Source organism: Methanosarcina hadiensis, assembly GCF_046529725.1.
Lineage (GTDB): Archaea > Halobacteriota > Methanosarcinia > Methanosarcinales > Methanosarcinaceae > Methanosarcina > Methanosarcina hadiensis.
This window is the reverse complement of the sequence record NZ_CP136241.1, coordinates 3,510,349-3,536,217: the sequence shown is the minus strand read 5'-3', so window position 1 is coordinate 3,536,217 and position 25,869 is coordinate 3,510,349. Positions and strand designations below refer to the sequence as shown.

General features: G+C 37.6%; 15 protein-coding genes and 1 pseudogene. 10 read left to right on the top strand and 6 right to left on the bottom strand.

Annotated features, from left to right (window positions below):
* Positions 1-279: 279 nt before the first annotated feature.
* Positions 280-1,788: a lipopolysaccharide biosynthesis protein gene (locus RSJ42_RS15155; protein ID WP_410508094.1), complete on the top strand. Its 1,509-nt coding sequence runs from the start codon at positions 280-282 to the stop codon at positions 1,786-1,788.
* A 224-nt stretch (positions 1,789-2,012) separates the two neighbouring features.
* Here RSJ42_RS15155 and RSJ42_RS15150 read toward each other — a convergent pair whose 3' ends face one another.
* The 4 genes from RSJ42_RS15150 to RSJ42_RS15135 form a co-directional block, all read right to left on the bottom strand.
* Positions 2,013-2,849, bottom strand: coding sequence for a hypothetical protein (locus RSJ42_RS15150; protein ID WP_410508093.1), 837 nt, complete (start codon positions 2,847-2,849; stop codon positions 2,013-2,015).
* Between the two features lie 1,365 nt (positions 2,850-4,214).
* Positions 4,215-5,387: a glycosyltransferase family 4 protein gene (locus tag RSJ42_RS15145; protein WP_410508092.1), complete on the bottom strand. Its 1,173-nt coding sequence runs from the start codon at positions 5,385-5,387 to the stop codon at positions 4,215-4,217.
* 27 nt (positions 5,388-5,414) lie between these two features.
* On the bottom strand, positions 5,415-6,599 hold the full coding sequence (locus RSJ42_RS15140) for a glycosyltransferase family 4 protein (RefSeq protein ID WP_410508091.1): 1,185 nt from the start codon (positions 6,597-6,599) through the stop codon (positions 5,415-5,417).
* A 271-nt stretch (positions 6,600-6,870) separates the two neighbouring features.
* Complete coding sequence (locus tag RSJ42_RS15135) at positions 6,871-7,974, bottom strand: glycosyltransferase family 4 protein (RefSeq protein WP_410508090.1); 1,104 nt, start codon at positions 7,972-7,974, stop codon at positions 6,871-6,873.
* 1,012 nt (positions 7,975-8,986) lie between these two features.
* Between RSJ42_RS15135 and RSJ42_RS15130 the strand changes: the two genes are divergently transcribed.
* The 3 genes from RSJ42_RS15130 to RSJ42_RS15120 all read left to right on the top strand — a co-directional run bounded on the left by RSJ42_RS15130 (position 8,987) and on the right by RSJ42_RS15120 (position 15,580).
* The gene (locus RSJ42_RS15130) at positions 8,987-11,920 is read left to right on the top strand and encodes a disaggregatase related repeat-containing protein (protein ID WP_410510388.1); all 2,934 of its coding nucleotides are present in this window, start codon (positions 8,987-8,989) and stop codon (positions 11,918-11,920) included.
* Between the two features lie 556 nt (positions 11,921-12,476).
* Complete coding sequence (locus RSJ42_RS15125; RefSeq protein WP_410507212.1) at positions 12,477-13,724, top strand: RNA-guided endonuclease InsQ/TnpB family protein; 1,248 nt, start codon at positions 12,477-12,479, stop codon at positions 13,722-13,724.
* Between the two features lie 377 nt (positions 13,725-14,101).
* Positions 14,102-15,580, top strand: a complete 1,479-nt coding sequence (locus tag RSJ42_RS15120) for an oligosaccharide flippase family protein (RefSeq protein ID WP_410508089.1) — start codon at positions 14,102-14,104, stop codon at positions 15,578-15,580.
* Positions 15,581-15,759: 179 nt separating this feature from the next.
* Here RSJ42_RS15120 and RSJ42_RS15115 read toward each other — a convergent pair whose 3' ends face one another.
* Complete coding sequence (locus tag RSJ42_RS15115) at positions 15,760-16,710, bottom strand: NAD-dependent epimerase/dehydratase family protein (protein WP_410508088.1); 951 nt, start codon at positions 16,708-16,710, stop codon at positions 15,760-15,762.
* 511 nt (positions 16,711-17,221) lie between these two features.
* Between RSJ42_RS15115 and asnB the strand changes: the two genes are divergently transcribed.
* Together asnB and galU are read left to right on the top strand one after the other, a co-directional pair.
* On the top strand, positions 17,222-18,991 hold the full coding sequence (gene asnB / locus RSJ42_RS15110) for an asparagine synthase (glutamine-hydrolyzing) (RefSeq protein ID WP_410508087.1): 1,770 nt from the start codon (positions 17,222-17,224) through the stop codon (positions 18,989-18,991).
* A gap of 323 nt (positions 18,992-19,314) precedes the next feature.
* Positions 19,315-20,263, top strand: a pseudogene (galU, locus tag RSJ42_RS15105) (UTP--glucose-1-phosphate uridylyltransferase GalU).
* A 160-nt stretch (positions 20,264-20,423) separates the two neighbouring features.
* On the opposite strand, the gene RSJ42_RS15100 reads toward galU, so the two are convergent.
* Positions 20,424-21,707 carry a UDP-glucose dehydrogenase family protein gene (locus RSJ42_RS15100; protein WP_410508086.1) on the bottom strand — a complete coding sequence of 428 codons (1,284 nt, stop codon included), beginning with the start codon at positions 21,705-21,707 and terminating at the stop codon, positions 20,424-20,426.
* 246 nt (positions 21,708-21,953) lie between these two features.
* Between RSJ42_RS15100 and RSJ42_RS15095 the strand changes: the two genes are divergently transcribed.
* The 4 genes from RSJ42_RS15095 to RSJ42_RS15080 all read left to right on the top strand — a co-directional run bounded on the left by RSJ42_RS15095 (position 21,954) and on the right by RSJ42_RS15080 (position 25,843).
* Positions 21,954-22,235 carry a hypothetical protein gene (locus RSJ42_RS15095; RefSeq protein WP_410510387.1) on the top strand — a complete coding sequence of 94 codons (282 nt, stop codon included), beginning with the start codon at positions 21,954-21,956 and terminating at the stop codon, positions 22,233-22,235.
* 573 nt (positions 22,236-22,808) lie between these two features.
* Complete coding sequence (locus RSJ42_RS15090) at positions 22,809-23,894, top strand: DUF354 domain-containing protein (protein ID WP_410508085.1); 1,086 nt, start codon at positions 22,809-22,811, stop codon at positions 23,892-23,894.
* Entirely contained in the window at positions 23,878-24,933 is a 1,056-nt protein-coding gene (locus RSJ42_RS15085) for a polysaccharide deacetylase family protein (RefSeq protein WP_410508084.1), read from the top strand. The genes RSJ42_RS15090 and RSJ42_RS15085 overlap by 17 nt, the downstream gene beginning before the upstream one ends.
* Positions 24,917-25,843 carry a glycosyltransferase family 2 protein gene (locus tag RSJ42_RS15080; RefSeq protein ID WP_410508083.1) on the top strand — a complete coding sequence of 309 codons (927 nt, stop codon included), beginning with the start codon at positions 24,917-24,919 and terminating at the stop codon, positions 25,841-25,843. The genes RSJ42_RS15085 and RSJ42_RS15080 overlap by 17 nt, the downstream gene beginning before the upstream one ends.
* The last annotated feature ends 26 nt before the right edge of the window (positions 25,844-25,869 follow it).

The window sequence follows — 25,869 nt, the reverse complement described above, 5'->3', positions numbered from 1 at the left end:
TTTACTTTACTGGTTTTCTGGACTCGGGCCCACATTAATTGGAAGAGGGCGTTATTGACCCGGATGAGTTTATAAAGGATGATCCGTGTATGGGATTGTAAGGGAGAGAAAAAAACACAGGAAAATGGGAATAATCAGGGAAAATTAGGGTACTGAAGTTATAAAGGGGTAAATACTGGGAAAATATACCTGCAGGAATTTAAAGGTTTCACATCAGGGATTTAAAAGCTTTCAGTTACCTGGCCTGAAAAACAATTTCTATTTAATAGGGTACTGGCTATGGATGAAAAGACAGAAGAATCAGAGAAAAAGCCATCAAATAGTGAAAAAAAATCAAGTTTTGTATCGGATGTGCTCACACTCGCAGGCGGAACAACCTTTGCTCAGATTCTCACAATTCTGGCAGCCCCTGTTTTAACCCGTCTTTACGGGCCTGAGGACTTTGGAGTCTGGGCTCTATATGTATCCATCACCAGTATTATAAGCGTTATTGCATGCCTCAGGTATGAATATTCCATAATGCTGCCGGAATCAGACGAGGAAGCAGTAAATCTCCTGGGTCTGAGCATTCTTGCAGTCCTGGCTATAACCGGATTAACCGTACCATTTGTATGGTATTTCAAGCCTCAGTTAGTTGACTTTTTAAACGCCCCGCAGATAGACAACTATCTCTGGCTAGTACCGCCATTTGTATTTGTAAATGGGGTCTTTCTCGCGCTCAACCACTGGAATTCAAGAACGAAGCTTTTCAAAAGACTCTCTTTCTCGAGGATTTCCAGTTCTATTTCAACTACTGCGACTCAGATTGCCCTTGGGCTTGTAGAACGCCCTCCAACTTCAGCTGGTTTAATAGGGGGCAGCCTTGCAGGCCAGTCTGTAGCGACATTCGTGCTTGGTGGTCAGATCTGGAGAGATGACAGAAACCTGATAAAAGCGAGCCTGAGCTGGAAAAAGATATATGAGGGCGCTATACGGCACCGTAACCTTCCGCTTATAGACAGCTGGTCTGCCCTTATGAATTCAGTTTCATGGCAACTCCCTGCTTTTCTACTTTCAGCTTTTTTTGCCCCTGCAGTAGTTGGCTTCTATTCATTAGGGTTCCGCCTGCTCCAGCTGCCCATGAGTTTTATTGGAGCTTCAATATCACAGGTATTTTTCCAGAGGGCATCAAGAGCGGTGTCTGATGGTACTCTCAGCATCCTTGTCGAAAACGTATTCAGAATGCTTGTAATTATAGGCATGTTCCCCATACTGGTTCTCACAATTGTCGGAGGCGATGTATTTACTGTGGTTTTCGGGAGAGCCTGGACAGAAGCAGGGATCTACGCCCAGATCTTAAGTCTCTGGGCTTTTGTATGGTTCATTTCATCCCCTTTAAGCACAATATACCTGGTTGTAGAAGAGCATCATTTTGGATTCAGTTATAACTTTTTCAACCTTACAACCCGATTCTTTTCCCTTGCAGTTGGCGGTATTCTCGGAAACGCACGTATAGCACTCATTCTTTTCTCCGCATCAGGTATTATTGTGTATGGATATATGTGCTTGAAAATGATGCATTACTCAGGGGTAAAAACTTCAAGAGCCCTGGAAATAGTGTTTTCAAACCTGATTCTCTTTATTCCGGCAGGAGCATTCCTGGTCGCTCTTAAGTCTGCAGAAATAAATCAAATCATTCTTGTTATAGTGTCAGGCTTGATAATCTGCATCTATTATTTATACATACTGAAATCGGATAAACGGGTGAAAGAGATACTGGAAGGGTTCAAATATCCGGGGAAATCATAAGCCTGAGAAAAGCGACTGCCTGATGGAAAATAAGCAAATAAACCAAAATATATTTTTTATACGAACTCAATTAATTTCTAATTCCTGCATAATAGCGTTATCAATTTACATGATCTCATTATCAGTTTGCATGATCTCGTTATCGGTTTGCATAATCTCGTTACCAATTTTTACCGGGTCAGAAGAAATTATAAAAATTATAAAAAATAAAAACTGAGTCGTAATTATAAATTTCTGTTTCTATAGGATCCAATATTTCCCGGCCTTTCTTGAGAGTCTGAGTGGTCAAAGTCAAGATATAAGTTAGTATCTAAATTGGAGTATATTTTATTCTTTGTAAACATGATATTGCTCAGAGAATTATTCTGATAATCAGATGGACGTGAAGTGTAAAGTTGTTCTGTGTTTGGAACGCCAAAATACAGTCCATCATTCTCAAAAGCCCCGTCTCTAATGTAAAAATAATTAGAAGTGTAATTTATAGAGCGAGGAATGTCAGATGAGTTCAGGTGGCTAAAACAATAATATCCCTTGGAAGTAAGTGCTAGAAGATACCTCTGTGAAAAGTAATCTGAGAAAACACAGGACTCAGAAGAAGCATATGTGTCCAGGTAATTAAATCCATCAATTTCTTGTTGAATAAAGTAATTTCTTGGGCCATCATCATATATAAAGTTAGAATTTGTGTTGCTATTAGTAATTGAAGCAAAACCAAAGAATAAAGGAGTTAAGAGAATCACTACGCAACATAATGTTTTAAATTTATTATTGAAGAGAGACTTAATTACTATGTAAATTCCGACTCCTATAGGTAAAGAAATGAATGGGAATACAAATAAACTGAATCTGTCAAACTGCAACAGTTCCATAGTTTTCCACAGTAACTTTAAAGGTGAAGGGAAATAGAACATAAAACATGCCAGAGAGAAAAGGCCAAAAGCAGCTCTGGACTTACTTTTTGACTGGTATGATATAAGGTATTTGACTCCTATTAATGCAAAAAATAAAGAAACATAAACATTTAGATTTGAAAATAAAAGATGTGTAAAGCTTTCATTCAAAATGGAATTTACATTATATTGAATAATAAGGTTATCCGTATAGACAAAACTTGTTATACGTTTACCCAATACTTCTAATGTAAAGTCATAAGCTAGATAAATCCAGTAACTGATAAAGAAAATATTGAAAAATGTAACAGATGTAGTTGTTACATATCCATGGTCACGACCCAGATACTCGCACAGAAGGAAAAGAATAAGGAGAATAGAAATTTGTGCAACTGATACTTGGTGAGCTAATACGATTGAAAGTATAAATAGCACTATAAATATCTTGTAGTACTTATTATTGGTAGCATTACTGATATTATTATCGATATTAGTCTTATAATACAGGTAAAACAGGATAATAAAGTATACAAATGCTAATACTCTGGTAACCATATAAGTACCATGAAACAGGATTTCAGAACTCCAGGAGTAAACTAAACAGCTTAAAAGACTTATCTGTTTATTATTCGAAACAAGATAAAATAACATATATACGAACGGCAGTACAACAACAAAAACAGGGGCAGTAACCAAAAAAAGGGAACTGGCAACATCCAGATTAAAAATATGAGAACTTGCAGCAACCAGAATATGGTACAAAGGGAATTTACTATAGAAGATCATGGATTCAGGAAGTGTTCTTCCCGATTCGGCAATAATTGTGGCATAATTGATATGGGGCAATGTGTCAGTATAACCAAAATAGAGAGGGTATACAAAAGTAACTCCATATATAAAAAGTAGCATTGATGCAGCGATTTCTGCGAGTATAGTTGGATAAGATGCTTTTGAAGAGAATATTTGAACGAATATAATTAAGTATAGCAATAAAAGTGATAGAATGTAAAGTTCAGATCTATTGTTAGTTAAGACTAAATATATAACCGACCAGATGAACGTAATAGCATATAGTCTTGTTAAAAGACCATTATTTAGTGAAAATATGTGGATGTCATTAAATTCAAAAGATACATTTCTCGCAAACAAAATAAATAGAGTAGAGATCGTTATAACAATTGATAAAAGAATTATATAATAATACATACTTTGTAACTTCATAAGGAATAAAAGAGACATTGAACTAACTACGGTTAAAATAAGAAAGAGAGGATAAGCCTTAATAAAACTTTCAATGTAAGAATTACTACTCATTTCATCAAATCCTATTCATCAGTCAACGGTTACGGAATTTTTGTGTATATATATCGATTTCAGAGAGATTAGTCTCAATTCGAATACCGAGATAAAATCGATACATTTTCCAATTTCATATAAATATGTTTTTTAAATATCTTTTTTAGGGGCATTGCATAAATAGGGCAATTTGTATGGATCTTTCTTAACAGATCCGCATTAACCCTGTTTGATAATTAATTAAGAGTTATTAGCTTTATCAACATTGCCAACAAATTTACGAGAAATATGTTCGACTTCTGCTGCAGCGACCTTCCAGCTGTGATAATCTCTAATGAATTTGTAGCCATTAGTTCCCATTCTTTCGCATAGCGTATCGTCCTGTAATAATCTTACAATAGCTTTGCCTAAATCACATGCATCCTCAGGAGCTACAGAAATACCTCCGTTTGAAGCAGAAAGTAACTCTTCTATACCTGTTATTTTACTTGCAACAACAGGTTTACCGCAAGCGAGGTACTCATATAATTTTAATGCAGATAAACCTATCCTTTCATTTCTTTCAATGACGAAAGGTGCAGCACAGATATTACTGGCATTAATATATAATGGAACTTTTTCATAATCGACATACCCTGTAAACAGATAGTTTTGAGAAATATTCAAATGATTGGCAAGTTTCACCAGTTCATCGAATTTTGGACCCTTGCCTACGATTATAAACTTCGTATCAGGACATTCATTCAAAACATACGGACTCGCTTTTATTAAATACTCTACACCCTGCCAGGGAGCCAGATTTCCAACAAAGCAGACATATTTATAATTTTCATCCAAATTCAATGTTTCTAATACATCTTTTCTATCCATTGGCTTGAAAAGGTCAGTATTAGCACCATTTTCAACTACTGAAATTTTATCAGATGGAAATTTATAGGTTGATTGAAGATACTCCTTCAATTTAGGTGTAACTGCTATGATATGTGTTGCACAGGAATATCTGTTAGATAAAATCAGGTTCATGATTTTAGCAACTGACTTGGGTAAAACACCTGTTTCATTGGATATCCCATTTACTTCCATAATTACTGGAATTTTAAATAGCAAAGATAAGTTACAACCGGTCCCAAAAGAATGATCTCTTTCATAAATAAGGTCACATTTATTTCTAAGTAAATAAAAAAAACAAATGAAGAAAGCATTTATGGAAAACGTAAACGCTCTCAATAATCCGATATTAAGATATCCAGCTCTTTTGAATATAACATTGCTCCCAAAATTAGGAGGATATTTAGTTGGGGAGACAACGGTTATGGAATTATTTGTGGATAGATTTCTCAATATTTCCCTCACATGAGTAGAAGAACCCTCGGAACCATTTAAATCAGGGAAAGAAATATACAACAAATTCATAAAAACACCTTAATAGGATACGATTTATTAGGATTTGCTGAGCAGGTTAATGTAAACCTGTTCGGTATCCTGAGCTACCTTTTCCCAGGAAAAATTTCTAACTTTATCCTTAGAATTTATTCCCATTTTTAGCCTCAAATCTTTATTATTTATTAGATAAATTAATTTGCTGGCAAGGTCATCTTGATCTCCGGTTTTAGTCAGAAATCCGTTATAATCTACATCAATAATCTCTTTGAGGCATTCTAATCCACTTCCGACTAAAGGTAACCCTGAAGCTGCAGCTTCCATTAAAGTAAGAGGAAAAGCCTCTGACAAAGAAGGTAAAGCAAAAATGTCTGCTGCTTTATAGTATAAAATCTTCATATCATCTTCAATAAAACCTGTAAATAGTACGTCATTGATGCCAAGTGTATTTGCCATTTCTTTCAGGTCATTTTTCCAGGAACCGTCTCCAACAAGAACCAGATAAGAATCCGAGCATTCCTGGACTATTTTTTTCATTGCGTTTAGTAAAATATCAGGTGCTTTTCTTGGGGTAAGGCTCCCAACGAAAAGAATAATAGACTTATCTTCTGGCAAATTTAATAAATTTCTGCATTCTTCTTTTGAAAGAGAAATCTCAAAATCATTCAGGTTTATACCGTTAGGGATAACCTCTATTTTTTTAAGATACTTATTTAAAAAGCGCGAGTCCTGAACGTGGCTTTTAGAGAGGCCTATAACCGAATTTGCGCGAGACAATATTAAATCACATAAGCAATTATTGAACAAAAAGACCCCAATTCTGCGTTTTATACCTCCATATCCACCAATCCAATCGCCATGTTGAGTAACAATGAAAGGCTTATTTTTTATCACAGAAAAGAAAAGAGCAGTTAACGGAGCTGGTAAATTTCCCATATGCGTATGTACAACATCCAGGCGTAAATCCGAAACAAGGGGCTTGTATAACAGGTCAAGGGAAATTGGAGCCTGACCTACAAAAAAATTCCTTTTATACCTGTATATTTTTATCTTTCCGTAATCTTCTATGGAATTAGTTGAATCTCTTGAAGACGTAAAAATGGATATCTCATGTCCCCTTTTTGCCATTTCTATTGCTAAGCTGTAAGCAACGTTTTCTACCCCCCCATCATGAGAGTGAAAAATTACTTCCCCTGTTAATGGATTTTTATGTGGGAATTGTGTTGTAAAATAACCAATTTTCATAATTTCACGTATCCAATTTTCACAGTTTCACCGGACTGCTTGTATAAATTTTTTAAGCCTTTCTTCAGATTTGATATTGATACCATACTTAATTAACCTATTATAATTTAATGTCCGTGATTTATTTCAGAATCTACTGCAATAGAACCAAAGCATATTTATTCAGACTCATTTTATGTAACTATTATAGACCTTACGGCGATCATTGAGTCGACCCTGTAATATATGGCCTGACAAATCCAGGCTGCCAGTAATATCTAAAATAGATATTTTAAACCAGTTCTTCATAAAGCCTTACTGTTTTTTTCACGGTGTCTTTCCAGGAATAATTCTCAATAACGTTTCTTCTTCCGTTTTCCCTGAATTCTTCTGCAAGGGAAGAACTTGATAAAACCTCTGATATTCTGTCTGCAAGGGTCTCGGAGTCTTTAACCGGGACCAGCATTCCACCACCATCAACAATATCGACAAGCTGTGGCAAACTGGAACAGACCACAGGGATTCCGCATGACATTGCTTCCAGGATGGTTCTCGGGACACCTTCTTCAAGGCTGGGGAGTACAAAAACACTTGAATTTTGATAAAGGCCTGCAAGTTCGGAGTTTGGGACAAAGTCCTTCATTATAATGCTGTTATCCAGTTTCAGATCATTTATTTTTTGAACGATACGGTCTTTTTCCGGACCTTCGCCGATCATTGTGAGAGTAGCTTCAGAGTGTCTGGATTTTACGATATTGAAAGCATCAATAAGGTAATCGAGCCCCTTTCCTCTTGCATACCTTCCGACCCAGAGCAGGTTCTTTTTGTCAAAAGAAGTATCCTTCGAAGGGACAAATAGATCAGTATCGATGCCGTTATGTATTACTCTGATTTTTCGGGATTTAATTCCAAGATTAATGATCTCTTTTTTCTCAGCTTCAGTATAACAGATTATTTTATCTGCTGCTGCAAATGTAAATCTGGCGCCTGTGGCAGTATAAACGTCCTGGAACCATTTGGGAGCGGTCTGTGAATTAAGGCCGTGGTTTGTTATGACAAGAGGAGTTGAGCCCAACTGTCTTGCAACCGCACTGAGGTTAGTCGCAAAAAACAGGTGAGAATGAGCATGAACTATATCATATTTTGACTGGACCTTAACCAGATCAACAAACATATTCGGTATGATGGAATTGCCAAGTATTTTTGCAAATGGCTTGAAATTCCTGACGTGATAACCACTAGGAGCTTCATATGCACATTCGATACCCTCAGAGGCAGTATAAACGGTTACATCATGCCCCATTCTTGCCTGCTCCTTAGACATTTCATGTGCATGGATGCAGATTCCTCCAACCACATGAGGATAAATGTCAGGCGCAATGCGTAATATTCTCAAGAAAAAGACCTCTTTTTTAATTGATTTTAATTCATTTTTTAATTTACCGTATAAACCTCAACGTCAAGTATAAAATAATTCCCGTATGGAACTATAAATATTCCTGTAAGAATCTTTATAAAACCGTAACACCTTTAATTTTTGGTGCTCTATGCAATTATCGTCAAAACTCTATAGTTCTAATATAGTACAAGCTGTAGTGTGACTATAAAACAGTGATTTACCGCACGCTTGTAAATACAGTGAATTGTGATTTTCATAGCTGAAACAATAAATAATGGGAGTCAGAGCATGTAATGCTTTAACCAATAATCCGAGTCTGGATAATTGGGTTGGGGAAAAAACAGAAAACTTCAGGCTTATGAATAAAAAAGAGCCGAGCAAAATATTGAGTAAATATTAAGAGCAATGTGAATATAGAGCACTCAAAACCCTCTAAAAAAATAGGATATAAAAAGTTATTTATAATATCCTTATTCCGTGACTTTTACAGGTTATAAGTTTTTTATAACTCTGATCCTCTTCTTTTAATCATATTTTCTTTTTTCAAATCCAAGCTGTTTAAATTATTTAACAGCAAACTTCATAAATAAGTTTAGAAATAATCATGTGTTTTTTTATAGTTTGACGTTCTATTCTAGAAGGGGGACAATTAGAAGTAAATTAGATTGTATGCTGTAATTTATTTCGATTGCTAGCAAAGGGAATTTACTGCACAGGAGATACTGTCTGAAAAAGAAAAATATCTTACTCCAGCTTTTCTCCTCGATTAACTAAACCAATAGTTAATTGAACTGTATATTTTCCCGTAGCTCGTTATAAACAACTAATGTTCGGGAGTGGAAGCTATTTGAAAAATTTAGCTATTCAGATTGTACACTATGTATCACATTTGAAAAAGTGTGTGACCAACATTAAAAATTTTTTTGTAGAATTATTTCTAAGGAATCTGGTTCTGTCGCCCGCGGATGACCCTAAAAATAAATATGGTGTTCAACCGCTTGCGAGAGTAATATTAAAACGAAGATTTGGGATATTTTGTCTATTCGGATGTCTTCTCCTCACAAGTATTCCTACCGCCCTGTGCATAAGTCCGGCACCCATAGTTTATGTTTCAGGAGACGGAAGCGGGGACTTCAATTGTGACGGGAAGGATGACCATGTGCAGATAAATCAAGCTCTCAAATATGTCAAAGATAATTCTGCATATACTACTGTCTACCTTAAAGGACCATTTACATACGTTATAGACAGCTCTCTTGTTGTGTATAGCAATACCATCCTGGAAGGGGACTCAAATGCTGTGATTAAGCTGACCGATAACGCAGGCTGGAGCAAAGACATTCCATTAATAACACAGGGATCTCCCAGCAAAACCAATCCCGGTAAAATCGTTATTCGAGGCTTTGAGATTGACGGTAATTATAAAGGAAACACTGACAAACCGCGCGGAAGCAGTTATTACACTTTAGTATGGTTCTTTTATGACGATGTTGAAATTTATAATATGTATTTGCATGATAGTCATAACGACGGGCTAAAAGTACAATATAGTAACTCAGTCAAGTTCCACGATAACAGAATTTACAAGCTTGGTCATGAAGGCCTTTATGCTATCAAGTGCGAGAATATTGAGTATTATAATAATACGTGCAGGACTAAAACTAACTCTGCCTGCCGGCTTTATAATGCCAATCACGCAAAAATACATGACAATATAATTTACACTGAGTTCGAGGATGATGCCGGAGGACCGGGAATCCAGATACAGTATCTTCGAGAAAGTGTAGCTCAGCCAATGAACGATATTGAAGTTTATAATAATACAATCTACGATACGTATGGTCCTGGGATCTGGCTGATAGCAGACGGTGATTCATACGCAAAATCTGAGGCATCGAATGTCTACATACACCACAACACCTTCTATGGCTGTGGTACACATCGGAACTACAACTGGGTCTGTGGTATAGTAACAAGCGGTTTTAATAATACCACCATAGAAAACAATGTTTTTGATGGTAATTACCATGCTGCAGTAGCCCTTCAGGCTCCTTTCAACCTTAACCCTCCGGGAACTGGATATACGACAATTTTGCGTAATAACATCATCTCAAATACTAAACAAAGATTCTATCAGCCTTCAGGAACTGGTAATGGAGTGGTTAATTACCTGAGTGGAACCCATTCATTTATACTGGAGAATAATTGTTTCTACAACAACATAGGTGGAGATTACAAGAATACCAGTCCATCTTCTACGGATATCCATGAAGATCCGCTCTTTGCAGATCAGGCTAAACATGATTACCACCTCAAATCGGAAGCCGGGCGATGGACCGGGGCAGCATGGGTAAATGACATGGAAAGTTCACCCTGCGTTGATAAGGGATGTGCTTACTCTGATTATTCGAACGAGCCTGAAGACAATGGAGACAGGATTAATATTGGAAGGTACGGAAACACTATATATGCATCAAAATCCGGAGAACCGGATAATTATGTTCCTGTAATGGATTCTATCCCGGACCTCACTGTTGAAACTGGAAAAAGCATTACCTTTACGGTAAACGCTTCGGATGTGGATGGGGACAGCCTCACATACTCCGCTTCAGACCTTCCTTCAGGTGCAGCTTTTAACAGCAATTCCAGAGTCTTTAGCTGGACTCCGGTTGCCGGACAGGAGGGAACATACAGCGTAACCTTTGAGGTGAGTGATGGAAAAGCGAAGAATTCGGCTGTGGCAGTTATAAGCGTTGTCAATTCAATAGCAGGAGTAGTATCTGACAACCGCCTTCGCGAAGCTTCTCCTGATATAGTGTATCAGGACGCGACCTTTGTTGATGTAGGTGGAATGAACAATGCCAGATACAGAGATGTTATGTGGTTTAACCTCAATGAATACACAAACTCTTCCGAGATTGGAAATGCAACCCTTTCCCTTTACTGGTATTATCCTGCAGGAAGCTCAAGGCCAAGTGATACTGTAATCGAGGTTTACAGGCCTGCCTCTGCCTGGAACTCAAACTATGTGAGCTGGAATAACAGGGACAAAGGCATTGCATGGAAGAATGCTGGAGGAGACTGGTACGATAAGAATGGAGTTTTGCAGGGAAGCACTCCTTATGCAACAATTACCATTAAGGGAAGCGCTCTTCCTGACAATAAATACTATGAACTGGACGTGACAGATCTCGTAAAAGAGTACATCGGTGGAAAGTATGTAAATACCGGTTTCTTCATAAAAGCAAGGAATGAAAACAACAATTATATCGCATTCTACAGCAACGAATGCGGAAGCGACAGCAAGGTACCAAAGTTAAACATAACAAAGAAAACGTTTTCACGTACTCCTGAAACCGCTAATGTAACTATTGTCAACGCAGCGGATAACCGCCTCAGGGAAGCATCTCCTTCCATAGTATATAATATTTCAGATTTTATTGATGTAGGAGGAATGAATAACGTCAGATACAGGGATGTAATGTGGTTTGACCTCAATGAATATACAGGTTCTACTGACGTCAGCAATGCGACCCTTTCCCTTTACTGGTATTATCCTGCAGGAAGCACAAGGCCAAGTGATACTGTAATTGAGGTTTACAGGCCTGCTTCTGCCTGGAACTCAAGCTATGTGAGCTGGAATAACAGGGAAAAGGGCATTGCATGGAAGAATGCTGGAGGGGACTGGTACGATAAGAATGGGGTTTTGCAGGGAAGCACTCCTTATGCAACAATTACCATTAAGGGAAGCGCTCTTCCTGACAATAAATACTATGGACTGGACGTGACAGATCTCGTAAAAGAGTATACCGGTGGAAAGTATGCAAACACTGGTTTCTTCATAAAAGCAAGGAATGAAAACAACAATTATATCGCATTCTACAGCAACGAATGTGGAAGCGACAGCAAGGTACCAAAACTTCAACTAGTATATACCAAGTGAAGTATTTGACCTCTTTTAAAGAGTTTTTCCGAAACCGGAAACGGAAAATATGAAGCCTCCAGCGCTTTCATGTGAAGTTTCCAGCACTTTCTTCGGGAAAACCTCATTTTTTCTATTTTTATTTTTAAGACCTTATTTATTTTTAAGACCTTAAGTATCGTATTAATTTTCGGTCCTTTTTTGAATATATGCAGTTTTTTCCTTCAATTTATTCCATTTACTTTATTCTAGTGGTTTTTTCAAAGGTCTTCGTCTAGATTAACTATTATAAAAATTTCCATGAACACAAAGGCTTTTATCCTTTGTAGAAATCTCTTATTGGGGCGAGACTGAGGCTGGTTTCTGCAAAGAGAATGCCGTTTAAATAATTTTAGAGTTAACGGCGAGAACAGATCCGGGCCTTCCGCTCTCTAATTTAACTCTAAGGCGGGAAGTCCCCTTCCTCGACAGCCATCAGGCTGGCAGGTGGGGGATGAAAGCCGTCAACTTCCCGACAATTTACTTTTTTAAATTCTGATAGCCTATTTATACACAGACCTCTTGTTTATATACTGCTATGCATCTAACGACAAAAGTTAAGATTTATCCAACAGAAGAACAATTGAAAGTCCTTTGGGAACTTTCAGATAAATGTTGTTCATTGTATAATCTAGCTTTAGCCGAAAGAAAAGATGCATGGAAACTTGAAAGAAAGAGCATCAAGTACGTGGATCAACAAAACAAATTGCCGGATCTCAAGAAAAGAAACCCTGAATACAAAGCTGTTTATTCAAAGACTTTGCAGGGCGTTCTAAAAAAACTTGATGCAAATTATAGATCTTTTTTTGCACTCAGAAAAAATGGAGATCTAAAAGCCAGACCTCCAAATTTCAAAAGCAGGAAATATTTTCAGACAATTCCGTATAATCAAAGTGGATTTTATCAGATTGGTTGTGTCATTTCTTTCTCTCATAAAATAAATGACACCAAACTTGTTTTTGATCTCGGAAAGAAATTTGAAAATATAAAACAAATCGAGATCTATAATGATGATCCTTTCCATGCTAAAGGAGATTTCTATATTTCTGTTACTTATGAAGTCTCTGCACATGAGTACATTGATAATGGTTTATATCAGGCTAATGATGCCGGGATCACAAAAATAGTAACAGCAGTAAATACTCAAGGTAAATTCTTTGAAGTTAAAACTCCAAGAATTGATAAGTACTGGCAACCAAAACTGGATGCTCTAAAATCCAGGAGAGATCACTGTAAAAGAAAGAGCAAAAAATGGGTAAGGCTACACAATATTTATCGTAAAATGGAGAAAAAGAAATCTAATCAGCTTAGAGATTTCCAGCATAAACTATCAAAGAAAATGGTCAACAATACTAAGGCCAATACTATTATTGTGGGAGATCTGAAAACAAAAAACATGGCTCAATCCAAGAGACTTAAAGGAAAAAGAAAAAGAGCTATGAATAGATCTACCCAAAATCAAGGATATTTATCTCGCTTCATCGAATTTTTAGCCTATAAAGCTGAACTTATAGGTAAAAAAGTAATAAAAATTGATGAAAGCTATACTTCCAAAACGTGTTATGTTTGTGGAAAAATCCATGACATGCCACTCTGGAAACGAAATATGGAATGCGATTGTGGCAATTTTATTGATAGAGATTGCAATAGTGCAATCAATATCATGGTAAATTTCCTATTGCAGAATGCCTTGTGGACAGGCTATCAGAAATTCTCTGATAATCTTCGACAAACAGGATTACCGATGTCGGAAAGATTCTTAGAATCTTACCATCAAATGACGTAATCACTCGAAGGAAGCTCCGTCCTCGCCATCAGGCAGGGCGGGGTAGTTCACGTCCACTCCATCATAAAAGGTGTTTCTATGAATCTTATTTATCATGCCTTCGTCACACAAATTAAGTTAACACTGAGAATAAAATCAGAATTTCAGTTTTCTCCCTTAAATTAAAGGTGTTTTAATGATTATGAAACGATTTGCTCAGGTTATGGAAGAAGAATCAATACACAGGTTAAGGCCTGAACCGGATAATCAATGATATTCAAATAGATTTATATATTAAGTATTTATCCATAAATTGGACCGTGCTAAGGAAGAGATTTTTCGAGCGATTATTTCATGAATCACATTCTACAGAAAATGGCAGTTCTTTTTAAGGTGATATGATGTCATATCAAAAGTTTGCAAGGGATGTTGGCTTTATAGGTACGGTTCAGATACTCACAAGCCTTAGCGGCTTTTTTTTACTTCCCATTATTACAAAAACCCTTGGAGCTTATGATTACGGACTCTGGGCACAGATCAATATTACAGTATCTTTAATCTCTTCCCTTGCACTTATGGGACTTTCAATGAGTTTCGTCAGGTTCCTGTCTTCCGAAACAGAAAAGAATAAAATAAGGGAGGCGGTTTACTCAATCTTTTTTTTTGTTACGGTCTCAGGGATTCTGGCTTCATTTATGTTATTCATGTTTTCAGAACCGCTTGCAACCTTCGGCTTTAACGATCCCGAAGCAACTTATTTTGTCCAGGCAGGGTCCCTTTTAATTCTTGTAAATGCACTGGAATCCATATCCCTTTTTTATTTCAGGATTTTCAGGCAAATCGATAAGTTCTCTTATTTTACATTTTTTGAAACCTTTGGAAAACTGATACTTATACTGGTTTTCCTTAAACTGGGATATGGACTTCTTGGAGTAATAGCTGCCACTTTAATGGCTCAGGGTCTGATCTTTTTAACCACTTTTTTCATTATAGTTTCACAGATAGGATTTGTTATACCCCGGTTTACCTATATTAGAGAATATCTTCAATTTTCTCTTCCGCTGACTCCAAACGTACTTATTAGATGGGTTACGGAATCAAGTGATAGATACATGGTCACTTATTTCCTTGGACTGGGCAGTGTAGGTGTATACTCTGCGGCGTATTCTATCGGTAACCTTATTCAACTTTTTGTAAATCCGCTTCAGACTATCCTTTTTCCCGAGCTTTCAAAGCTGTTTGATAATAATAAGATGGATGAAGTAAGTATTTACATGTCTCATTCTCTGAGATACTTCCTTATTATCGCCATTCCGGCAGTTTTTGGGCTTTCAGCCCTTGCGAAACCTTTGATCGCGGTCCTTACCACTCCAGATTTTATTTCCGGATGGTTTGTCATACCTATTATTGCATTTGCCGGACTTATGGCAGGAATATTCCAGATATTTGTCAATACAATGTTCCTTATAAAAGAAACGAAACCTGCTACCTATATCAATATAATTGCCGCAGTTACAAATGTACTCCTGAACCTCATACTTATACCCATACCTTCAATAGGAATTCTGGGGGCTGCTTTTTCCACTCTTGTCTCTTTTTCTTTAATGGCTGCATTTTGTGTGCACGTATCCCTGAAGCACTTTAAACTTGATTTCTATTATCTGGATATTGCAAAGAGTATTTTGTCATCTACTGCGATGTATTTTTTTGTTACCAGTTTCACTATTTCAGGCATACTTGAGCTTTTTGAAGCGATAGGTGCAGGCTTGATTGTTTACTTAATATCAATGCTTCTCGTGGGAGGCTTCACTAATCATGAAATCTCTTTAATAAAGAAACATCTATTCAGATCGAAGGCAAATCCTAATACTAAATAAATAGTCTGATATTCAAAAATTAAGCTTGATTTGCATTGTTATCAATTTGGACAACTTCAATTTATCGAAATATTAAATCGTTTTTAGGATTCAATGGTAAAAAATGAAAGAATTATGAAAAATAGAAGAGACGGGTCTCTGATAGTTTTACTCAAAGAAAACTACTTCTTCTGATTTCCTCAGTTTCCATCAAGTACTGCCCTCGCGGTCTCTCTTACGCTTCTCTCAGAAGTATACTCAGGCTTCCATCCTGTAGCTTTTAACTTTTCAATGCCGAGCCTCATCCTTGGAACATCGCCTTTCCAGCCCCTGCTCCCACCGGTATATGTGAACTCTACGTCCGAAAGCCCCATCTCTTCTACAACAATCTTTCCTATCTCCGTAGCACTGGTAGTGTCTTCAGAGCCAATATTGAAGATATTTACCTCTCCTTTGCTTTTTTCTATTGCGAAAAGGATTGAGTTAACACATTCTGATACATGAAGATAGGATTTTTCCTGTTTTCCGTCCCCGAGAATCTCAAGCCTGTGGGGATTTTGCTTCAACTTGTTTATGAAATCAACAGTGATGCCATGTGTACTGCGTGGACCAACAATATTTGCAAAACGGAAAATCCATGCCTGCATGTCAAAAGTATGGGAGTATGAAGTAATCAGAGCTTCACAGGCAAGTTTTGAAGCTCCATACAGCGATATAGGAATAAGGGGGCCGTAATCTTCGGGAGTAGGCATAATGCTTGCTTCCCCATAAACCGTGGATGTAGAGGTAAATGCAATTTTTTTTGCGTTACCTTTTCTCATGGCTTCCAGGAGATTGTATGTCGCCAGTATGTTCTGGTCAAGATGAACTTTAGTATCCGAAGCCCCAAGTTTGACGTCGGGATTCGCTGCCACGTGGTATACCATATCAATATCCTTGCAGGCTGTTTCTATCGCCTCTGCGTCAAGGAGGTCTCCTTTTATGAAGGAAAAGTCTGGATTTTCAAGATGATGTTCTATAAATTCCATTTTACCGGAACTGAGATTGTCAAAAACAAGAACTCTGTTTCCCTTTTTCATCAGGCAGTCGACAAGATGGCTTCCTATAAAGCCAGTTCCGCCCGTTACCAGTATTTTTTTTTCTAGGAGCATAAGAAATCTTCTTATAATCTTCTTTTAACTTATAAATATCTTCATTCATACTCTCTAAGCAAATATTTTTTTCTTTTCTGTAATTTATTCCAATGCCCTGCAGGATCCTGAATCCGACTGGGGTTCAGGTTCCTCTATGTTTTTTGAGTCTGCTATGTAAGAATTCCCAATCAACCTCAAAACCTGCACGCAGGCCGAGTTTAAATGCCGTCTGTCTGAATACAAATCGAAAAGTTTAATATTATTGCAAGATTCTTCCCTATCCATAAAATAAATATGTTTAAATGTTGATACATTAAAAGTGGATATGTTTATCGTGAAACTGCCCGAGCAGAGTTAAGAGTCTCAGTTACGGGTCCAGAGTGAGACCAGGTCTTTCGATTTCTATACTGCGAGAATACATTTGCAGGTGAACCTGTTGATGCTGGTTCTGAAAAAGAAGTATTATTAGAAAACTAATTTTTTCATTATCTAGTGAATGAATTAGTATGTGTGGGATCAGGAGTATGTTATGTGTGGGATTATCGGTTTTGGGTGGCCTTCTGAAGAATATTTAACAAAAAGTTTGAGTGTTATCTCTCACAGGGGACCGGATGATGAGGGAATTTTCATAGATGATTTTGTGTCATTGGGCCACAAAAGGTTATCCATATTGGACCTGTCTGAAAGGGGCAGGCAACCAATGAGTAAATTAAAGTACACTATTACTTTTAATGGCGAGATATATAATTTTAATGAAATTAAAAAGGAACTCAGCGAATACAACTTTGAAACAACTTCGGATACAGAAGTAATTATTTATGCTTATGACAAGTGGAAATATGAATGCTTAGAAAAATTTAATGGAATGTTCTCTTTTTGTATCTATGACCATGAAAGTAAAGAATTATTCCTTGCAAGAGACCGATTTGGTATCAAGCCTTTATATTATATAAATGAAAATAATATCGTTTTCTGTTCTGAAATTAAAGGTTTATTGCACTTCTTGGACAAAAAAGAAATTGATCATGACGGGCTTCTACAATTTTTCAATTTCAGGTTTACGCTGGGTGAAACAACCCTCTTGAAGAATATAAAGAAATTCCTTCCAGGCCATTATATGGTGTACAGCCTTACCGAAAATAAGGTAAAAAAATATTGCAGATATTATTTTTTAAAAACGCATGAGAAAGAGAAGAAGCCGTTCAGCTTCTATTCGAATAAACTAGAAGAGCTTATTGAGGAGGCAGTTAAGAGAAGGATGGTTGCTGATGTTCCGGTAGCCTGTTTTTTGTCAGGAGGTGTTGATAGTTCCGTAATTGCAGCAATTGCAAAAAAGTATAATGAGAATTTAAACACATTTTCTATCGGTTTTGATACAACCAATGAATTGTCATATGCCAAAACAGTATCCGATCATATTCATTCCAGACATTTTGAATTTAAAATTGATAAAAGTAATGTATTAGATTATCTTCAGGACATGGTCTGGCACATGGACGAACCTATAGGAGACCCTGGTTTTTTACCAATATTTGTGCTATCAAAAGAAGCAAGCAAGTATAACAAAGTTGTATTAAGCGGTGATGGGGCAGATGAAGTTTTATGCGGGTATGACAGGTATAAGTTCCTGTTTTATGGGGGATATCTCAATCATCTGATTTTTTTTGACTCAAAAAACGATATTATAAAAAGATTGAAAAGAATGAGGAATAAGGATGATTATGAAAGCTTTTTTGAGATAATCCGCCTTTTTGATGATAGCGAACTTGAAAGATTAAGTCTTTCCAACTACAATGCAAAACAATTTTGGAAAAATAGTTTTGACAATAGTGTAAGCAATGCCCAGTTATTTGATATTGAAACTTTGCTTCCAAATGATTTTTTCATGAAAGCAGATAAGATGTCAAGCGCATTTGGTTTGGAACAAAGGGTTCCTTTTCTGGATTATGAGGTAGTAGAGTTTGCTTTTTCTATTCCGTTCAATTATAAACTAAGATTCTGGAATGAAAAATACATCTTAAAAAAGTCATTTGAGAAAATCTTGCCGCCTATAACTGTGAAAAGAAGAAAACATGGTTTCAATGTTCCTTTTGATTACTGGTTTAAAGGCGTTCTTGGTGATCTTTTAAATGAATATTTAGTGAAAGAAAACCACGGTTTGTATAATCGAGAATATGTTTTTGAATTATTGAATCTAATCAAAAATGCGGGCAATAATTATAAACTAAACTTTATACTCGCTCAAAAGTTGTGGAGCATCCTTATTTTCGAAATGTGGTATGAAAAATATCTTAATTAATATTTGTTTCCTGTTATATCAGGGACAAGTTATAATTTTATTCTTAGGTTGTATCTTGAAATTGATTATTTGATTTTGGATATTTCTACAAATAGATTCTCGAGAAATCTGCAAAATGGGTGTAGAATTTACAAGGCGGGGAGAAGGTTAGGCGACTTAGTAATCCTAAAATGGATTGTGATGGTGTAGTATTCAAGTTTCTCACATTCAGTAAGGTAGGAATATTACGGTTCTAATTTTATCAGCAACTCATAAAGTTTTTCAGGATTGGAAAAATTAATGATAATTGCAGTGCAAGATAAACAATAATCAAGAATATTTGAATGAAACCTCAAACTTGCATTAATAAATTTTTTATTTTTTCTGGAGCGCTAATCTTGAAAGTAAAGAAAGCAGTTATCCCTGCGGCGGGTCTGGGAACTCGCTTCCTGCCAGCGACCAAGTCAATGCCAAAAGAGATGCTTCCTGTTATTGACACCCCTGTAATTCAGTATGTAGTAGAAGAGGCTATTGCTTCGGGGATCGAGGACATAATAATCATCACAGGAAGAGGTAAGAGAGCTATTGAAGATTATTTCGACGACTCTCCTGAACTGGAAATGCACCTTATGAAAAAACATCAGACTGATATGCTGAAACTGGTCCGGGATATATCCTCCCTTGTTGACATTCATTATATCCGCCAGAAAGAGCCCAATGGTCTGGGAGATGCAGTTCTCAGGGCAGAGAACCAATATAGGAAACGAGCCTTTTGCGGTGCTTCTTGGAGATGACATTATAGTTAATGATAAGCCCTGCACTGCCCAGCTTATTGAATACTTTGAGAAATACGGGAGGTCAACAATAGCAGTTGAAGAGGTGCCTTACGAAAAACTGAGTAGCTACGGAATCATAAAGGGAAGACACCTTGACGATTCCCTTTATGTGCTTGAAGATATCGTAGAAAAACCAGCACCTGAAGACGCGCCTTCCAATATAGGAGCAATCGGACGCTATGTTTTCACGCCTGAAATTTTCGACTGTATAAGGCGAGCTGGAACAGGTATTGGAAGCGAGATACAGCTTACAGATGGGATAAGACTCCTGAACAGATCCCAGATGATTTATGCCTGCAAATTTAAAGGAAAAAGATTCGATACGGGAGACCGACTTGGGTATGTGAAGTCCATAGTAGATTTCGCTCTTCAAAGCGAAAACCTTCGAAATGATGTACTCAGATATCTGCGAGAAATTCTTGCAGTGAATGAAATTCCTGAAGAAAAGAATGGGTAGTTGTAATAAAAATCCTGCAATAATAAAGTCCTATAGTAATTAAAACCCTATATCGTAAAAAATATTAAATAAGATGTAATTAGAGCAGAATTGTAAAAAAATAGCCAGTACTTATGTTGGGATTATATTGAGATCAGATAAAGGCTATTTCTGCTGGTTCTCACCAGCAGAGCCCTTCATAATCAATATTCTTAGCTTTAATTATCCTTCTTCCATCAATAACTGTTTTTCCTTTCATTTTCTGGAATTCTGAGTCAAGGTTACTGAATTCGTCCCATTCTGTCATCACAAGGCAGGCGTCAGCATCTTTAAGTGCATCGGAAGCCGTATCACAGTATTCGATTGAAGGAAAGATGCGCTTCATATTCTCTATTGCCATAGGGTCGTAAGCTGAAACTTTTGCCCCGAGCCTGAGGAGTTCAGCAATTACTGGGATAGATCTGGATTCTCTTATATCGTCAGTTTCATTTTTGAAGGCGAGGCCGAGGACTGCAATCTTTTTGCCTGCAGGATTTCCTATTTTCTTTTGCAGAATTTCAGTCATAAGAAGGGGCTGCTTCTCATTTACAGATATTACGGATTCAAGAAGTACTGGAGAGTATCCGATTGCTTTTGCTTTTCCTATAAGAGCTTTTACATCTTTAGGGAAGCAAGAACCTCCAAAGCCTGCTCCCGAATTCAGGAATTTCGGGGAAATCCTGAAGTCTTTACCCACAGCTTCCATGACCTCATAGGTATCGATTCCCAATTTTTTGCAAATATTTCCTATTTCATTGGCAAAAGATATCTTGGTTGCAAGCAGGGAATTGTTTGCATATTTTATCATTTCAGCAGTTGAAGGGCTTGTACGCGTGACCTCACACTCAAAGGTCCGGTAGAGCTCAGAAACCATATCTCCTGACCTTCTGTCAATTGCCCCAACTACAATCTTATCCGGGTTCATGAAGTCATGAACTGCCTTTCCTTCTCTCAGGAATTCCGGATTCATCGCAACGCCGAAATCTTTTCCGGCTCTTTTTCCTGATGCTTCCTCAAGAATCGGGAGAACGAATTTTTCTGTGGTTTCAGGAACTACTGTGCTTTTTACTACCACGACATGATAACCTTCTTTTTTTGCCAGGGCTTTACCTATGCTTATTGCCGCTGCCCTGACAATGGAAAGATCTATACTCCCATCTTCTGCCGAAGGCGTTCCTACACAGATAAAGGAAATATCTGTTTCATTAACAGCAAATTCATAATCCGTAATTGCTATGAGCTTTTTTCCTGCATATTTTTGCAAAAGTTCTTCAAGTCCTTCTTCATAAATTGGGGGAATGCCTGCGTTTATCTGCTCGGTTTTTTTCCTGTCAATATCCACGCAGATTACTTCATGCCCTACTTTTGCAAAACAGGCTGCGGTGACCGAACCCACATACCCTGAACCTATAACAGAAACTTTCATTATCTTGACCTCTTATCGGGAATTGAACAGGTAATCGATCCCAATTCTTATCTATTTTTTGATAGCCTGTCTTTCTTATATTTCCTAGTTATCGAGATTCACGATTTCAGGCTTTCATGTATTTATCCTTTTCGTGTTTGTTTAAATATTTATATAGTTTGACAGTTTATAAGTCTTTACAGTTAGAGTTTAGTATATGCTTTGACAATACTTCTACCTATAACGGGGGATTTTGTAGTGCTTTCAATGCTGACCTTGGGCACAGAAGAGCTTGTTCTGGGAAATGGTTTCCCCGGCTCTGGTGTATGTTTCATTTACACGGACTTCGGAATTCCAGCATATTACAAAATAGTAGTTCTGGGTCTGATAGCTCTTGTGGGAATAAAGGAAATGCTTCTGGTTTCAAGAAAAGAAGACCATTTTTCGATAGATTCTATTGACATTGGAATATTTCCTTTGTTAATATGTTTTGTTGCGAATTTCCTTTTTGCAGGGCTGGAAATTATTTTTATAGGGCTAGCTCCCTAAATATCCAGCTTCTTTTATTTCTTTTCTTTCGTTTTTCCGGACCATTCATATATTAAAATATTATAAAGTCTAATAAACAATTCTTTTTCTATTTTGAACCTAAATTATTGGAAGTTAATGTTTTTAGCCTTTTAACTATTTTAGTTCAGGATTATACTCCCAAAAACTATTTATTCATTGACTATTTATCTTCTAAGTATAATAGTATTTGTTAGTGATTCTATCAGAATCAAAAGCTTAAATTCAAGGAGGCGCTGTAATAGGGTGGGGCTATAGCCGGGGGGCTGTTGCTGCCATCTTGTTGTCAGTAGCAGGGGAATTCAAAGGACATTAAGTCTGAAAGTAAGGTTCGGAAAAAAGGGACACAAGAAGAACCAGGGTCCAGGAACTACTTCTTTATGATAAAAGCATAAAGAAGCCCTGATTTCTTATAATATCTCGCCTTGTCTGCTAGCAGATCTGGCGTCTAATAACTTCTTACCTTCCTTTCCACCGCTGCCTTCCTCAAAGAAATAAGGTTCTTATCCCTGAGTCATATATTCATAAGCGGGTATCAATTAGGGAGTGAAAACCTTGAGGGTCATTGTTGATATCGGGCATCCGGCCCATGTTCATTTTTTCAAAAATACTATCTGGAACCTTGAAAAAAAGGGACACCAGGTAATGGTTGTCTCAAGAGACAAGGATGTTGTAATAGAGCTATTAAATGCTTATAATATCCCGCATACAGTTTTAAGTAAGGTCAAAAAGGGCAAAATCCACCTGTTTGAAGAATTGTTTATAAGGGAATCTAAACTTTACAAAATCGCTCGCAGGTTTAATCCGGATCTCATTATAGGTATTCTTTCTCCCGAAGCTGCTCATGTAGCATGGGCGCTGGGAAAGAAATCCATAATCTTTAATGACACTGAACATGCAGAGTTAGCCCAGAAAATGACCTATCCTTTCTGTGATATCATCTGCACGCCAACTTCCTTCAAAAAAGATGCAGGAAAAAAGCAAATAAGATACAGAGGCTATCATGAGATGGCATATCTCCATCCGGCCTATTTCTCTCCGAATCCTGAGGTTTTAAGGGAACTCGGTGTAGAGGTAGGTGAACCATTTGTAATCCTGCGCTTTATTTCATGGGGAGCGCATCATGATGTAGGACAGCATGGGATCAACAATAAGCTGGCACTTGTTCAGGAACTCGAAAAATTTGGTAAGATCTTCATTTCTTCAGAAGGAAAGCTAGCAGATGAGTTTGATAAGTATAGAATCAGGATCCCCTCTGAAAAAATCCATAGTGTACTTCATTATGCTACATTGTGTGTGGGAGAAGGAGCAACTATGGCTGTCGAGAGTGCAATCCTGGGCACACCATCTATCTATATCTCTTCTCTTGCAGGAACCATGGGAAATTTCTCGGAACTTGAAGAGAAATATGGTCTGCTCTTCAATTATAGCGATTCGGAAGCTGCCCTGAAAAAGGCAGTGGAACTCATCAAGGATCCTGAACTTAAGAAAACCTGGAGCCTCAAGAGGGCTGCTCTCCTTAAAGATAAAATAGATGTGACCGAGTTTATGGTAAAACTCATAGAAGGAACCCCTGGAGAAAAGCGAGGGGAAAAGCAAGGGATTTCGGTATCTAAGGTCCCGGATGAGAGCCATGCATGATTTATTGAAGCAAAACTCGGAAATCTGGGACCTTTTTACCCGGAAAGAAGAATATCATCCCAATAAGCTTGATGAACACGGGCGTTTCTTTTTTGCCGAGGCCGATCTGAAAAATGCTTCCAGGCCTGAGGTCTCCAGATACCTGGTGGAAAACGGGATGAAAGTTGAATTCCCGGAAAACAAAACCTTTGCAGTGTGTTTAACTCACGATATGGATGATATTTATCCTCCTCTTTCTCATAGCCTGCTGTCTTCGGCTTGCTGCCTTAAGAGCCTGGATTTTCGGGGTTTAGCAGCTCCATTCCTGTGGAAATTTAAGAAACCTGAGCATTCCCCTTATTTTAACTTTTCCAAAATTATGGACATCGAGGAAAAATTCGGGGCAAAATCTTCTTTCTATTTTATAGCCAGCAGGGAAGACCCTGTCAGGTTCAGATATGACATAGAAGACATAGAAAGCCGTGCTGGAGAAATCTCCGATAGAGGATGGGAAGCCGGTCTGCATGGTGGGTATTATTCATATGACAATCTTGAATCACTAAAAAGCGAAAAAGAAAGACTTGAAAAAGTTCTGGGCAAAAAAGTCCTGGGCTTTCGTAATCATTATCTCAGGTTCAAAACCCCGGAAACCTGGGAATTGCTGGCAGATGCAGGTTTCGGCTATGACTCAACTTTTGGATACAGCGAGTCAGTAGGCTTCAGAAACGGTATGTGTCATCCTTTCAAGCCATATAATCTGGATAAAGAACGGGAGATAAACATTCTGGAGATTCCACTTGCTGTAATGGATGTTGCTCTATTCAAAAGCTCCGGATCTTTTGAGGAAGCCTGGAAGTTTACAAAAGACTTGATAGATACAACGGCAAGGTTCAATGGGGTCATTACTCTGCTGTGGCATAATTTCGTCTTTGGGTGCAGTTTCAGAAAAGACTGGATCAAATTATACGAGAAAGTGCTTCAGTACTGTTCTGACAAAGGAGCCTGGATTACAAGCGGAGAAGAGATTTACAGGTGGTGGGAAAATGGATTCAGGTTCTAAAGGAAAGTACCTGCTGATTACACCTGCAAGGAATGAAGAAAAAAACCTGCCTAAGGTTTCAAGGTCCGTAACAGGACAGAAGGTAGTACCTGCGCTCTGGATCATTGTGGATGATGGAAGTACGGATGCAACTCCTCACATTCTCGAGGATTTAAAGACAAAACATTCCTGGATTAAGAGCATAAGGCTTCCTCCAAGGCCCAGGGATATAACCTTTCACTACAGCTACGTCTGCAAACAGGGGTTTGACTACGCACTGGAATACTGCAGGGAAAATGACATCGAATATGACTATATAGGTCTTCTTGATGCCGATACGATACTGGAAGATAATTATTTTGGAAAATTAATAGATGAATTTGAAAGTGATTCCTCGCTTGGAATTGCAAGCGGAGGGGTTTACTATGATACAGGCGGCAAGTTTTTACGAGAAGTCTCTGATAAAAATCTGCCCCGTGGAACTGGAAGGCTATGGAGAAAAGCCTGTTTCCTCGATACTGGAGGATATCAGGTAGAACCCTCTCCTGACTCAATATCCAATACTAAAGCAATTCTAAGGGGATGGAAGTTGAGACAGTACGCAGACGTTATCGAGATCCAGACCAGAAAGACTAGTGCAGGAGAAGGACTCTGGAAAGGATACGTTAAAAATGGCTGGATGGCTTATTACGTGGATAAAAGTCTGCCTATGGTTCTGTTTAATACACTTTATTTTTGCCTGAAATCTCCTTATTACACAGGCATTGCGTACTTTTACGGATACCTTAATTCGGCTGTTAAAAGAGAGAAAAAAATCCAGGACACGGAGATAAGGACTTATTATAAAAATCAGGGCCTTGGGTTTTTGCTTTCCAGAATATCGGGTGCTCTAAGCCGCAATTCCATAAAATCCAAGCAGGGAGAGCAATGACCTATTTAAAATATTTTAAGATAGTA

Excerpts from the sequence above, each read along its gene's own strand:
- RSJ42_RS15155 (WP_410508094.1), top strand. The coding sequence starts at position 280 with ATGGATGAAAAGACAGAAGAATCAGAGAAAAAGCCATCAAATAGTGAA.
- RSJ42_RS15145 (WP_410508092.1), bottom strand. The coding sequence starts at position 5,387 with ATGAATTTGTTGTATATTTCTTTCCCTGATTTAAATGGTTCCGAGGGT.
- RSJ42_RS15140 (WP_410508091.1), bottom strand. The coding sequence starts at position 6,599 with ATGAAAATTGGTTATTTTACAACACAATTCCCACATAAAAATCCATTA.
- RSJ42_RS15125 (WP_410507212.1), top strand. The coding sequence starts at position 12,477 with ATGCATCTAACGACAAAAGTTAAGATTTATCCAACAGAAGAACAATTG.
- RSJ42_RS15120 (WP_410508089.1), top strand. The coding sequence starts at position 14,102 with ATGATGTCATATCAAAAGTTTGCAAGGGATGTTGGCTTTATAGGTACG.
- RSJ42_RS15115 (WP_410508088.1), bottom strand. The coding sequence starts at position 16,710 with ATGCTCCTAGAAAAAAAAATACTGGTAACGGGCGGAACTGGCTTTATA.
- asnB (WP_410508087.1), top strand. The coding sequence starts at position 17,222 with ATGTGTGGGATTATCGGTTTTGGGTGGCCTTCTGAAGAATATTTAACA.
- RSJ42_RS15100 (WP_410508086.1), bottom strand. The coding sequence starts at position 21,707 with ATGAAAGTTTCTGTTATAGGTTCAGGGTATGTGGGTTCGGTCACCGCA.
- RSJ42_RS15095 (WP_410510387.1), top strand. The coding sequence starts at position 21,954 with ATGCTGACCTTGGGCACAGAAGAGCTTGTTCTGGGAAATGGTTTCCCC.
- RSJ42_RS15085 (WP_410508084.1), top strand. The coding sequence starts at position 23,878 with ATGAGAGCCATGCATGATTTATTGAAGCAAAACTCGGAAATCTGGGAC.
- RSJ42_RS15080 (WP_410508083.1), top strand. The coding sequence starts at position 24,917 with ATGGATTCAGGTTCTAAAGGAAAGTACCTGCTGATTACACCTGCAAGG.